Genomic DNA, 13,328 nt, shown 5'->3' on the forward strand with positions numbered 1-13,328 from the left:
CTTACCAAATTATTCTATTTCTAATTCGCCAGGCATGTTTTCTCCGCTCATAAAATACCATGCTTTATCTGGATATAAAATAGATTGCGCTACTTTTATTCTACCTAACGCCCTGTTGGAAACATTCTGTAGAATAATGATAGATGAATTGTCTCTATTATTGTGCATATAATAGTTTTTAAATCCATGCCACCAGCCCGTATGGAAGGTCAGCCAAGTGCCATCATCCAATAGTTGAAGGCGCCAGCCATAGCCGTAGTTTTTGGTGAGTAAGTTTTTAAAAGAATGCACTGGCAAGAAAGCTTCGTTCAGTGTCGTCATTTTTACTAATTTCTCGCTGTTCAAAGCCATGTCCCACTTATACAAGTCTTCCACGGTTGAATATACTCCTTTGTCGCCCACTACGCCATCAAGGTGGTCGAATGGTACTGGCCAAAAACCTCTGCGACGAGGAGTATAACCAATGGCTGCTGTGGAGTTCAATTCGGGCTTGCTAGGGTCATACACAAAACTTCTTGACATACCCGCGGGTGCAAATAAATTTCGTTTGGCATATTCTCTAAAGTTCATCCCCGAGAGCTTCTCGACGATATAAGCTAACAAAGCGTAGTTTGAATTGTTATAGTTGAATCTGGTATTGGGATAATAATTGATACCGGGCTTATAACGAGCAAACAAATCGACTATCTGACTATTTGTCAAGGGTACTTTTTTATTGACAATTTTGTCTAAACAGTACACATAATTCGGAATGCCCGAACTATGCGACAACAAGCTTTTAATGGTAATACTTGGGTCGTAAGGAAAATTCGGAATGTATTGATAAACGGGGTCATCGTAATCAATCAATCCTTTTTCGTGTAATTGCATGATAGCAACTGCTGTAAACTGTTTGGATACCGAAGCTAACTGAAATTGCGTTTGAGTACTGTTGGTATCTTTGCTCGAAAAATTGGCATAGCCAAAGGCTTTCTTGTAAATAATTTTTCCGTATTGAGAAACCAAAACGGCTCCATTAAATCCATTCAGTTTATGCAATTTTTTGAAAAAAGTATCAAGCTTACTCGCTTTTCTGACAGCTATTTGTGGATCAAATAGCTTCGCAATGCTATCATTTCTGATGGAAATGTCAGAGGAGGTTTTTTTAGCTAATTGCTTGGGTTGATGTGAGCAGGCTAATAAAACAATGCCTGAGATAAAGCAACTTACAAAAATGTGTTTTGTGTATTTCAATATTATCACGATATGATTAAGGATTATATTTTCTATCGAGTGGTCGATTAATCAAGCAATTTACTGCTGGAATTTGAAAATTGCCAATCTCTTCTCTAAATTGAATTCAATTTTACTATTTTAAATCAAACGATTCTGATGTCAAAAAGATATATTATTCAAAATAAAAACTTAGGAACATCGCCTGGAACGCTTACCTATGTGGGGCAAGAAGTGAGTTTTGAAACTAAAATATGGTGGACTAGCTATAACTTTGATAAGTATGAAATTAGCGAAGTCCCTGATTTGGGTAATTTTAATGTCGAGCTTGCCGATGATAAAACTTATTGGATGAACGTAGATGGTATTCATGAACCTGCCGTAATAGCGAACATTGGCGATATGTTTAATTTACACCCGTTGGTATTAGAAGATATTTTGAATACCCACCAAAAGCCCAAGTTTGAATATTATAACGACGACCAGCTTTTTGTCACCTTAAAGATGATAGAGTACAATCCTTTTACCCGTGAAGCTGAAATAGAGCATTTGAGTTTTGTAATGGGTGATGGCTATCTAATATCCTTTCAAGAAGAACGCTCCCGAGATATTTTTGAACCTATTCTTACCAGAATCAAGGCATCTGCGGGTAAAACCCGTAAAAATGGGGCTGATTATTTAATGTATTCTTTGATAGACTTAGTCGTCGATAATTACTTTACCGTGCTGGATAAATTCTCTGAAAACATGGAACAGTTAGAGGAAGATATTATCAAAAATCCTAATCCAAAAGCATTGAATGAACTCTATAGTATGAAGAGAGAGCTTACGATAATGAGGAAAACTATCTTTCCCCTTCGTGAAATGTTGGCAAGTCTTATCAGAGAAGAAGCTCCGTTAATCACCGCGAATACTAGCCTGTATTTAAGAGATGTATTAGACCATGTGATGCAGGTAATTGAAACAGTCGACTCGTACCGAGATTTGGGGGCGTCATTGATGGATTTATACCTTTCGCAGGTAAGTAATAAGATGAATAACGTTATGAAAGTGCTAACGGTGATTTCTGTGATATTTATGCCCCTCACTTTTGTAGCGGGGATATATGGGATGAATTTCGACAATATGCCCGAATTGCATTGGCAATATGGGTATTATGTGGTGTGGATTGTGATGGTAATATTGGTAATTGTGATGTTAATATGGTTTAAACGGAAAAACTGGCTCTAAACATAAAAATATTTTTTTTGCTTTTATAGGGCTGATTTTACACCTGTTTTTATGAAATAAAGCACCTATTCGGTTGATTTATATATTTTTTGAATGCCTTCTTTATTAAAATAGCAGTTTTTGAAAAATTAAGGTAAAAAAGGAAACCTTTGCCAGAAAAAATACAATAAAAAAACTTTAAAATTCAATAAAATATTTTTTTCAGAGAAGTCCGTTTAAAAAATAAGTACTTCAAGCCTTAAAAATGGACTTTTTGGAAAAACAGCTTTCAAAAAGTAAATCGTTAAATAAAAAAAATAAAAATTCACAAAAAGTAGCCTTTCACAAATCTTCTGAGTAGAATCCTCTATAAGGGTAACAGCTTGGTTTTTAATGAGTTTTGTATGAAATTTGTATAGGAATAATAAGATTTATATTTCTATCGGTCAACGAATCATTAAATTTTGTGAATATGGAAAGTGCATTTAATTCAATTTTACTTATATCAGGCCCACACGGCACTTATGAAGGAGTACCACCGTTAGTAATGGCTGGATTTATAATCGTAGCTGGGGCATTAATATTTTTAGGTATTTATTTAAGCAGAAAACGTCGCGAATGGCTTCAACATTCAGTATTGACAAACGGTCAAGTTGTAGAAGTAAGCAAACGTTATGAACGTAGTGATAAATTAGGTCAAAGCCCAATTTTCTTCCCTGTCGTATCATTTATCGTAAACGGAAGACAATTTAAAATTGAAGCCGACAAAGGAATGTCTATGCTTAGTCAAGTTGGACAAACGATGCAGGTAAGATATAATCCAGAGAACCCTTATGATTCAGCTTTAGGAGAAAGAAGTATCCCAGGCTTGAATCCATCAGTTTTCTTGATTTTAGGAATCGTTTTATTATGTACTAGCGCATTATTGATGTTTTAATGTAGCACGAGTTTTCAACTCGTAAATTAAAGTCAAAAAAAGTGGTCAGAAAACTAATTTCTGACCACTTTTTTTTGATGTAGTACGAGTTTTCAACTCGTAAATAAATAATACACGAGTTGAAAACTCGTGCTACTAAATGTGCAATGTTTTGCAAACAAAAATTACAATATTTCAACATTTTTATCTCTAAAGCCTGATAATAAATTATCAGTAGGCGATAAACTCGTGATTAAATAGTCTAATGCCGTAAAATCGCATACCTTATAATTCTCTTCTCTGTTGATTTTCTCCTCTATCACACAAGTAACGATTTTCCTTGAAATACTCATCATTTTTTGTTTTAATAAAGACTCTTCATAGTGACGAATCGCTAACCCCAACTCTGGATTGATACTGTTTGTACCCATAAAATATAGATCAGCATGGATATGCTCTAAATCCTGAACCGTCTTTGAGCCAAGGGTTATTTGATAGCGTTTGTAAAAAGAACCACCTAATAGAATGATTTCCACCCTTGGATGCTCCGCTAAGGCTGTAGCTAAATGAGGATTGTTTGTCACAATGGTAAGTTCCATATTTTTAGGGAGTTGCTCGGCTATATAAAAATTGGTTGTTCCTCCATCCATCAAAATGATTTTGTGGTTTTCAATCAATTTCATTGCTTTCTTAGCAATTGTTACAAATTCTGTATTCACAATCCCCAACCCTTTACTTGCCTTGATAGATAAGTAGGAATTAGCGATAGCACCACCATGTACTTTTTTCAGAAGCCCTCTGTCTTCAAGTTCAATAATGTCACGACGAACGCTGTCGTAAGATACATTTAGGATTTGTCCTAAATCAACTAAAGTTACTTTTTTGTCTGTACTTAGCTTATCTAAAATTATTTGTTGACGTTCTTCTTTTAACATAATACCTAATTAGGAGGATAAATATTTTAATATTGAAATTGTTTGCAATTATTTGCAAATATACTTGCATTTATGCGAAAAGTTTGCATAAATTTGTATTGCAAACATTAGCCATTTTTTAAAAGAATACTATAACCATTTTTATATCAAACAATAAAGCAGTCAATCGAAAGCATTATACTCAAAATTGGTTTTGATTGAATTATGTTTTAAAAGGTTGAAAGTTAAAAGTGCAAGAATTATTTCTTGCACTTTTTTTATGACCTATAATTGATAGAAAACACGTTTTACTCTTTCGCTTACACTGGTTAACACTTCGTAAGGAATTGTATCTATCTTCTGAGATAATTCGGTAATAGTCAGCACTTTATTAAAAATAATCACTTCGTCTCCTTCTTGAACATTTGGTACATCAGTGATATCCACCATCGTCATATCCATGCATACATTGCCAACCACCTTGCATCGATATCCATGAATCAGTACTTCACCCACGCCTCGGCCATACCCTCTGTCAAAACCATCAGCGTATCCAATTGCTATGGTAGCAATTTTTGTATCTCGTTTCAATTCGCCTTTTCTGCCATAACCGACAGTTTCTGAAGACTTTACCAGCTTAATTTGCGAAATTACCGTTTTTAAAGTACCCACAGTCTGCAAATTTACCTGGTCTTCGGGTTTGGCGGCTACACCATACAGCCCAATACCAAGTCTTACCATATCCAGACGAGCTTCGGGGAAACGGGCAATACCAGCAGAATTAGCTAAATGACGTGAGGGAATATAGCCCAAGGCTTCCGAGATTTGATTCGCCATTTCGGTAAACGTTTTAACCTGCTGTCTTGTAAAATCATCAAAATCAACATCATCTGCTGCTGCTAAATGGCTAAAAATGGTTGAAACCCATAAATTGGGGTTCGATTGCAAACTTTTCAATAATTCGGGCAAAGCCTCTTTCTCAAAGCCCAACCGATGCATCCCTGTATCAATTTTAAGGTGAATTTTCGAGCTGAGATTACGGCTATCAATGTATTCAGAAAACTCATGGAGGATTCTTAAACTATATATTTCAGGCTCAAGCGAATAAGCCACCAATTGCTCAAAATCATTAGGAGAGGGGTTCATCACCATAATTGGTAGATAAATGCCGTTTTGTCTGAGCGAAACTCCTTCATCAGTATAGGCAACGGCTAGGTAATCAACGCCATGGAATTGAAGCAAATTGGCTACCTCTGTGCTACCAGAGCCATAGGCAAATGCTTTCACCATTACCATCATTTTAATCTGTTGCCCCACTTTGTCACGATAGTAATTCAAATTATTGGTAATGGCATCCAGATTGATTTCAAGGATAGTTCCATGCGTTTTTTGAACAAGTCTATTTACTATTTGTTCAAAGCCATATTTCCTTGCCCCCTTGATAAGAATAGTAGCATTATGCAATGATTTGATGGCTTGACTTTCCAGAAAATCCTTCGTGTTTTTATAAAACTGAATATTTGTATCAGTTTTGGCCGAACTAGCTATAAAATGATTTTTATTGCGGGAAATTACATCGCCGATACCAATAAACTGTGCTAAGTGCCTTTCTTTGACTAAATGGGCTATCTGTTTATAAAGTTCTTTTTCGGGGATACCAGTCTCCAATAAATCGCTCAGGATAAGTACTTTTTTCTGTTTTTGTTTTTGTTGGCTCAAGAAATTCAATGCGATTGTCAAGCCTGCTAAATCATTGTTATACGTATCATCTATCAAATAATTAGCATTGGTTCCTTGCTTCATTTCTAAGCGCATCGAAACTGGACGAAGGATTTGTAGTCTTGCCTGTATTTCAGAGGTGCTATACCCCAAATGCCAAAGCGTAAGGATGCAATGAATCGCATTTTCGATAGAGGCTTCGTCGGTAAAAGGAATATCGAGCGTTGTGCTGAATCTTTCTGAGTTAGGCGAAATAGCAGTTAAGTCTAAAAAGACTTTCGTATTTTCATTGTATATTTCCCAAGAGACACGCGCGCCAGTATTGGCCATGCGTGACCAATTAATAATTTTACAATCGGGGTTTTCAACCATGAAATCCGTTTTGATAATTTCATCAATCGCTACATAATCGGCACAATAGATTAAAGTAGATGCATGCTTGAAAAGCTTGATTTTTTCTTTAATCTTCTGTGAATTACTACTAAAAAACTCGTTGTGGGCTGTGCCTATATTCGTGAAAATACCAATGGACGGTTTCACTACTTTCTCCAGCTTTTCCATTTCCTCCACCTTGGAAATACCCACCTCGAAGATACCTAAATTATGACTTTCATTGATTTGCCATACTGAAAGCGGAACGCCAATTTGTGAATTATAACTTTTGGGACTTTTTACAATTTTAAAACGATTACTCAATAATTGTGCTAACCATTCTTTAACGATGGTTTTGCCATTGCTGCCAGTGATGCCAATAACAGGTAAATTAAATTGCTCGCGATGACGCTGAGCCACCTCTTGCATGGCAGTGATGCTATCTTCCACTTGCCATATTTTGGCATCTGTAAATTTCTTTAATTCGCGTACAATAGCAGGATTGAGGGCATCGGTTTCTACCACAAATTCGCGTACGCCTTTTCGGTATAAATCATCTAAAAACAGATGTCCGTCGTGATGTAAACCTTTAATCGCAAAGAAGATAGACCGCTGTGGTGATGACAACTGGCGACTATCATTCAAAAGATATTGTGCTTTAGTGTTGATGGGTAATGCTTTAAATTCCACGATTGTTATATTATAATTGTCTCAAAGATAAATACAAAAAGGCGATACAAAAATTGTATCGCCTTCAAAATAATGCAAATTTTTATTAGTTATTGCAATGCAGCAACACCTGGTAATACTTTACCTTCCATGTATTCTAACAATGCACCACCGCCAGTTGAAACATAAGAAACTCTGTCACCATAACCAGCGTTGTTTACTGCTGAAGCAGAGTCACCACCACCGATTAATGAGAAAGCGCCGTTTTCTTCTGTCGCTTTCACTACTGAATCTGCGATAGCGTTTGTTCCAGCCGCAAAATTAGGGAATTCAAATACGCCCATTGGGCCATTCCATAATACTGTTTTTGATGCTTCAATTACTTTCTTGAAAATTTCTGCCGTTTCTGGACCGATGTCCAATCCTTGCCAACCGTCTGGAATAGCACCCGAAGCTACTACTTGGCGTTCAGCATCGTTAGAGAACTTATCAGCACACAAGTTATCTACAGGCATATATACGTTAACACCTTTTTCTTTCGCTTTAATCAAAATTTCTTTGGCTAGTTCTACTTTATCTGGTTCAGAAATTGAATTTCCGATTTTACCACCTTCAGCCAGCACGAAAGTGTATGTCATACCGCCACCGATAATCAAATTATCAACTTTATCTAAAAGACGCTCGATAATCAAGATTTTATCAGAAACCTTAGAACCACCCATAATGGCTGTAAACGGACTCTCAGCACTTTCTAATACTCTTTGAGCATTCTCAATTTCAGCTTGCATTACATAACCACAAATTCTATCTTCAAAAAACTGACCAATTACTGCTGTTGAAGCATGCGCACGGTGTGCTGTACCGAAAGCATCATTTACCCAAACATCACCTAGCTTAGATAATTTCTCAGCAAATTCAACATTTCCTTTTTCTTCTTCTTTGTAAAAACGAAGGTTTTCTAACAATAAAATTTCTCCGCTTTGTAAACTAGCAGCCAAGTCAATAGCAGATTGACCGATACAATCATCTGCAAATTTCACTGGGCGACCAAATACTACTGAAAGAGGGGTTACAAGGTGTTTTAATGAGTATTTATCTGTAGGGCCATCTTTCGGGCGACCTAAGTGAGACATCAAAATCACCGAACCACCATCATTCAAAATTTTAGTGATTGTAGGAATTGTAGCTTTGATACGAGTATCATCAGTAATCTCAAAACGCTCGTTTAAAGGCACGTTAAAATCTACTCGGACTAAGGCACGTTTGCCAGCAAAATTGTAAGAATCGACAGTTTTCATGGATAATTAAATTATGTATTTTTTATTAATGGCAAAATAATATTTTGATAATATTGAGTATTTCAAAATATTTCTCTCTTTTATCAAGAAAGTAGACCTTTTGGTTGTTTAGGTAAAATTCGGACTAAAAGTATTACTAACAAAACCGAATTCAAAAAACAAATATACATTTTTCATCATCATTCACGAAAAAAGTAAATAATTTGAGTATTTTTTCTTAGATAATCATTGAATGGTTATATTTAATATTGCTATGTCAATATTCACTTCCAGCACCACCTCCGCCACTGCTTCCACCGCCAAATTTGAAAGGCTTATCGTGTGTATTTATTTTACTATTTACTACTTCAGCCAATAAAAGCGTGTCTAAATTAAAGCCCTCTAGGTTGTTATCAGGTGCATAAGTGAAGCCATATTTAGGTTCCTTCAAATAGTTGATGGCTACAAATGCTCCGCCAATCATCAAGCCTCCACAAATTAACAAAGCAATCTCAGTAGGAATTACTCCGAAATAATGTCGATAAGTAAAAAAAGAAAAAGCCATTGTAAGCAAGCCTAACATTAGGAAGGTACGATCACGTTTTTTGAGGCCTATATACACATACGCGAATGGAATAGCAGTAGTAAAGAAATAGAAAAGAGGAGCAAGACCTATTTGTGGCGCTACACTTGTAAAGACCTTATTAATCATGGCGTTACCCTCGCGAACGATAAAATAATTTACACTGAGATAGAACGACGCAATGGATAAGGTTTTTAAAATATCCAATGACGTTTCGTAATAAAGGTAATCTTTCCGCTGACTAAGTTTTATGACCAATCGATTCATGCCCAAGGAGAAAAACATCATCACAAAAGGTAAAATTGTTTTACCAACAGTAAATTCAAGACAAAAATCAACTAGCATGATGATAAGCAAAAAATAAATCCCACAAGCTACCAAGGCATCGGCATAGCGGATATAAGCGATAACAAAAAAGGGTAAAAAGAAAAAGCATTCTAACCAAGCAGGTAAATGAGAGGACTCTAACAGATAATAGATGAAAGTACAAAAAGCGCCAATGGAAAAATAGATTAAGGCATTATCGATACCTGATTGAAAAACTTGCTTTTCTCTTATCAAATATTCTAATAAAATAACCGCAGCAATGGCAAATATGATGGACAAAATAGTAGTGCTAGCAATAGGACTTTGTGTGAACGCGTTTTCAAAAATTAAGTAAAGCAACGAAATGCTAAATATACAAGCCAACGCCGTAAAAAGGAATAAGGCTATTTTGATAAAGACATTCGGTTGATAATAATCAAGGACAAACTGCTTTTTGACGTCAGCATTTTGCTGTTCAGTCAACAAACCTTTTTCAAACCAGTTTTGAGCTTTAGCTTGAAGGTAAGCGTGTTCTATCCATTGTTGTTGATATGCTTTCATAGATGTTTAGTTAGAAGTTTTAAGAATTTTCTTGAGATTGAACAACAGAAATATTACTCCTATGCCAGAGGCGATAAAGTAATAAGCCGCAAACCAGTTATTGACAGTTATCAAATCAAAAATGATATTCGTGATGGCTATATAGCCAAAAATAACCCCCGTCAACAAGAAAACATAAGATTGTTTGATTTTAGCATATAGGAACAATACTACGCTGATGGCTATGACGGTAAAAAAGTAGGTGTATTGAAGGTTTTCCTTAAAAATACCCACTGTGGCTGCTACCAAGGCCAAATTGCTCCCAAACAGAATGTACGTAAATGAAAAATGCCTTTTCAAGAGTTTGTATTCAGAAAGAAAGCCAATGGCCATGTAGGAAAGTCCCAAGCAAATAGAAGTAAAGATAAAATAAGGGGCAGTGAAATCATTATTAGTAAGGATAGACACAGGAGAAATAGAAACGCCTACCCACGAAGCAAAGGCAGTAATAGCCATTGAAAGCACTCCTCGATGGTCGAAAAAATAGGCAGTAAAGAAAAAAACTACGGCAGGAATAAACGTAATCAATCCGTACTTTTCTCCGAACAGGTCATATTGATATTGCAAGTATCCTTCTAAGGTAAGGAAGCTCAGACAGCCCAATAGCAACGTGAAGTCGGCAAAGAGATTATTTTGCTCAACCAGTTGCCAAGTAAATGGTTGCCTCTTCCAAAACGAAAAACCAAAACCTGCTACTACTAGCACGCTAATAAAAACGACAATAGCAGTATGCCCAATAGAATCGAGATTTTGATAGATAACAATGCCCAAACCGCTACTTAATAAAAATATACCTGCGTATAATATTAGCTTTAGTTCATAGTGCAGGGAAAAGGGTTTTTTATCTTCAAAGTCAATTATATGTTGCCCTGTTTGTGCAGATATAATAGCTTTCTCTTGAAATATTTCAAGGACTTTTTGGTTTGTCATACCTAAATAGGATTATTTATCTTTGTAAATTACGAAAAAAATATTTGATGGCTCCCGAACGAATAGAACTTCCTCCAAAATATTACTTAGAATACTTTCAATATTTATTGACTTTTGTCCAGAAAAAGTATCAACATATTCTGAACGAAAGTGAACAACAATTCTTGTCTCAATTTGATGCATTAACAGAAGACGAGCAATGTTTGTACATACGCTTTGTGAACAGAACAGGTTCTTTTTTTAGGGTTGAAAAATTGAAATATGCTGAAATTGAAAATATTCCAGCGGTACTGAACAGTTTGATTATTAAAAATTTTGTAGAACCACTCGGAATAAATCATCTTCAATATGCGTACGAAGTATTAGATATTTTTAATAAAACCGAGCTGATTTTTTTAGCCAAGATGCTCAACCTACCTACCAAGGGCAAATCATCTTTAAAAAAAGAAGAAGTGCTTGATTGGCTTTTAGAGGTGGGAGATTGGGAAGAAATGCTGTTTTTATTAGATGAAAAAGATTTCTCAAAAATTCATGCCATCGAGCATTCTGTCGTGAAAGTATGTTTTGAAGAGGAGGTACAACTATTGAAATTTCTTTTCTTTGGAACGCGTCATGGCGATATGTCAGAGTTCGTAACCCGCGATTTGGGCTATCAGAATTATGAGAAGTATGACGAAGATAAAATGGTGGCTTATTTTCAGACCCGACAAGAGGTAGAAGATAAACTAAAAGTGAGCTTGGCGAGGGAAGATTTTTATGTGATGCAAGAAACCAAAGTAGATTACCTTGAAATTTATAATTGGTTTATGGATTGGGCTGAAACACATGGAAAGGAACTGTCGGAAATAGCCATTCCTACCTTTGAACGCTTTACGTTGAAAGTAGGGGCTTACCTAGAGAAAATCAAAGCCTTGGACGAAGCCCTGATAGTTTTCCGCTTAACGGAGCAGTCGCCTTCCAGAGAAAGACAAGTACGGATTTTAGACAAGCTTAAAAACAAAGAAGAAGCTAAAGCCCTTTGTGAGGTAATTTTAGCAGAACCCCAGAACGCAGACGAACACTTTTTTGCAGAAGATTATTTGAATCGTTTGGAGGCACAGTTGCAAAAAAAGAAATCAAAGAAAGCCATTACCCAGCATTTGCATGGTTCAGAATCAATTATGATTGATTTAGTGTGGAAACGGCAGGTGGAGATGGGCGTGATAGATTATTACGAAAGGCAATATAAAAAGGCGACTTTTACCGAAAACCATCTTTGGAGGAGCCTCTTTGGATTATTATTTTGGGACATTATTTTTGATACCGAAACCTTGTCTATTCATCATCCCTTACAGCGTTCACCGTCTGATTTATTCAAACCTACTTTTTTTGAAAAGAGGAAAGAGAAGATAGAAGAGCGCCTTCAGATGTTGGAAGATATAGATGCTACGGCAATTTATATTTACAATATTTTCTTCGAAAAATATGGCATCACTAATCCATTGGTAGATTGGTACGGAGGACTTTTTCCGTTGATTCAGACCGTTTTAGAGAAGCTATCTTCTGAACAAGTTAGTGCTATTATGCTAGAAATGGCGAGGAACTTAAGAGAAAATATTCGGGGTTTTCCAGACTTATTTATGTGGGACGATGGCGAATATTGTTTTGTAGAAGTGAAGTCGCCAACCGATAGTTTATCTAATCAGCAACTGTATTGGCAACGCTTTTTTGAGAAAATAAATGTACGGTCAAAAGTACTGAGAGTAGCGTGGGAAAAGCCTAATTTGGACGAGTTTTTGTAGATTTCAAAGGGTTTTTTACCCGATTAAAAGCCGAATTTTGCACTTTTCTAATATAATTACCCTGTAACTATATAGTAGCATTCAATAACTTTGATTATTCAAAGAATGTGTATTTAACATTTGGATAATTGAAATTTAATGTCGAAATTCATTTAAGAAAAAGCTCAAGATAAGTTATAAACCCTGTCTTAGTCGGTAGGGTTTTTTTGACTAAAACGGAGAGTTCTTTGTTTTGACTTTAATGTTTCTTATTTCCATTTGTGTTGAATTATATTTTTTGTTTGATTGCAATAAAATAGATGTGTAGCGTAAGTGAAATTTGAATGAGAAACATTAAGGTAAAACAGAGAACTACTCCAATGAGCAAAAAAGCTTTGATTGAGGGCTTTCTTTTTAAAATTTGTTTAACTTAAACACCGAGTGCGTATGAAATTACAAGTGCATTCAATTCACTTCGATGCTGACATCAAGCTATTGGAGTTCATCCAGTCAAAACTAAACAAACTGGATACCTTTTATGACCGAATTACTGGAGGTGAAGTATTTCTAAAAGTGGATAAAGGAGATACAAAAAAGGTCAGAAGTAAAATGTTGGAAGTTAAAATTAATTTACCCGGCGGGACGCTTTTTGTAAAAGAACAGGGTAAGACATTTGAAGAAGCAATGGACATCGCCATTGAAGCACTCAAAATCCAACTTAAAAGATTTAAAGAACGAATACAAGATAAAGCTAATCCGACAAGAAACGTTTTAATGTCGATGGCAATGGAAAGTTAATATTTTAGTAAGTGCAATTTAGTAAGTGTAATTTGCTTTAAGGGGAGCTTCGCAAGAAGTTCC

At 35.8% G+C, this 13,328-nt stretch carries 10 protein-coding genes; 4 read left to right on the forward strand and 6 right to left on the reverse strand.

The window, feature by feature from the left end:
• Positions 1 to 9 precede the first annotated feature (9 nt).
• Positions 10 to 1,233 carry a serine hydrolase domain-containing protein gene (locus AC07N0_RS14480; protein ID WP_494589732.1) on the reverse strand — a complete coding sequence of 408 codons (1,224 nt, stop codon included), beginning with the start codon at positions 1,231 to 1,233 and terminating at the stop codon, positions 10 to 12.
• Between the two features lie 138 nt (positions 1,234 to 1,371).
• Between AC07N0_RS14480 and corA the strand changes: the two genes are divergently transcribed.
• Together corA and AC07N0_RS14490 are read left to right on the forward strand one after the other, a co-directional pair.
• Complete coding sequence (corA, locus tag AC07N0_RS14485) at positions 1,372 to 2,442, forward strand: magnesium/cobalt transporter CorA (protein WP_492803512.1); 1,071 nt, start codon at positions 1,372 to 1,374, stop codon at positions 2,440 to 2,442.
• 451 nt (positions 2,443 to 2,893) lie between these two features.
• Complete coding sequence (locus AC07N0_RS14490) at positions 2,894 to 3,358, forward strand: DUF3592 domain-containing protein (RefSeq protein ID WP_492803514.1); 465 nt, start codon at positions 2,894 to 2,896, stop codon at positions 3,356 to 3,358.
• A 164-nt stretch (positions 3,359 to 3,522) separates the two neighbouring features.
• Here AC07N0_RS14490 and AC07N0_RS14495 read toward each other — a convergent pair whose 3' ends face one another.
• The 5 genes from AC07N0_RS14495 to AC07N0_RS14515 all read right to left on the reverse strand — a co-directional run bounded on the left by AC07N0_RS14495 (position 3,523) and on the right by AC07N0_RS14515 (position 10,707).
• Positions 3,523 to 4,272 carry a DeoR/GlpR family DNA-binding transcription regulator gene (locus AC07N0_RS14495; protein ID WP_492803516.1) on the reverse strand — a complete coding sequence of 250 codons (750 nt, stop codon included), beginning with the start codon at positions 4,270 to 4,272 and terminating at the stop codon, positions 3,523 to 3,525.
• Positions 4,273 to 4,536: 264 nt separating this feature from the next.
• Complete coding sequence (locus AC07N0_RS14500; RefSeq protein WP_494589733.1) at positions 4,537 to 7,032, reverse strand: bifunctional UDP-N-acetylmuramoyl-tripeptide:D-alanyl-D-alanine ligase/alanine racemase; 2,496 nt, start codon at positions 7,030 to 7,032, stop codon at positions 4,537 to 4,539.
• An 89-nt stretch (positions 7,033 to 7,121) separates the two neighbouring features.
• Entirely contained in the window at positions 7,122 to 8,309 is a 1,188-nt protein-coding gene (locus tag AC07N0_RS14505) for a phosphoglycerate kinase (RefSeq protein WP_492803520.1), read from the reverse strand.
• 256 nt (positions 8,310 to 8,565) lie between these two features.
• Entirely contained in the window at positions 8,566 to 9,738 is a 1,173-nt protein-coding gene (locus AC07N0_RS14510; RefSeq protein ID WP_494589734.1) for a hypothetical protein, read from the reverse strand.
• A 6-nt stretch (positions 9,739 to 9,744) separates the two neighbouring features.
• Positions 9,745 to 10,707 carry a DUF2157 domain-containing protein gene (locus tag AC07N0_RS14515; protein WP_494589736.1) on the reverse strand — a complete coding sequence of 321 codons (963 nt, stop codon included), beginning with the start codon at positions 10,705 to 10,707 and terminating at the stop codon, positions 9,745 to 9,747.
• Between the two features lie 47 nt (positions 10,708 to 10,754).
• Between AC07N0_RS14515 and AC07N0_RS14520 the strand changes: the two genes are divergently transcribed.
• Together AC07N0_RS14520 and hpf are read left to right on the forward strand one after the other, a co-directional pair.
• Positions 10,755 to 12,488: a VRR-NUC domain-containing protein gene (locus AC07N0_RS14520; protein WP_494589737.1), complete on the forward strand. Its 1,734-nt coding sequence runs from the start codon at positions 10,755 to 10,757 to the stop codon at positions 12,486 to 12,488.
• A 426-nt stretch (positions 12,489 to 12,914) separates the two neighbouring features.
• On the forward strand, positions 12,915 to 13,265 hold the full coding sequence (gene hpf / locus AC07N0_RS14525) for a ribosome hibernation-promoting factor, HPF/YfiA family (protein ID WP_309919573.1): 351 nt from the start codon (positions 12,915 to 12,917) through the stop codon (positions 13,263 to 13,265).
• Positions 13,266 to 13,328: the final 63 nt, after the last annotated feature.

It is taken from the genome of Arcicella sp. GW821-FHT09D11 (genome assembly GCF_059416265.1).

Excerpts from the sequence above, each read along its gene's own strand:
- hpf (WP_309919573.1), top strand. The coding sequence starts at position 12,915 with ATGAAATTACAAGTGCATTCAATTCACTTCGATGCTGACATCAAGCTA.
- AC07N0_RS14490 (WP_492803514.1), top strand. The coding sequence starts at position 2,894 with ATGGAAAGTGCATTTAATTCAATTTTACTTATATCAGGCCCACACGGC.
- AC07N0_RS14515 (WP_494589736.1), bottom strand. The coding sequence starts at position 10,707 with ATGACAAACCAAAAAGTCCTTGAAATATTTCAAGAGAAAGCTATTATA.
- AC07N0_RS14505 (WP_492803520.1), bottom strand. The coding sequence starts at position 8,309 with ATGAAAACTGTCGATTCTTACAATTTTGCTGGCAAACGTGCCTTAGTC.
- AC07N0_RS14510 (WP_494589734.1), bottom strand. The coding sequence starts at position 9,738 with ATGAAAGCATATCAACAACAATGGATAGAACACGCTTACCTTCAAGCT.
- AC07N0_RS14495 (WP_492803516.1), bottom strand. The coding sequence starts at position 4,272 with ATGTTAAAAGAAGAACGTCAACAAATAATTTTAGATAAGCTAAGTACA.
- corA (WP_492803512.1), top strand. The coding sequence starts at position 1,372 with ATGTCAAAAAGATATATTATTCAAAATAAAAACTTAGGAACATCGCCT.
- AC07N0_RS14520 (WP_494589737.1), top strand. The coding sequence starts at position 10,755 with ATGGCTCCCGAACGAATAGAACTTCCTCCAAAATATTACTTAGAATAC.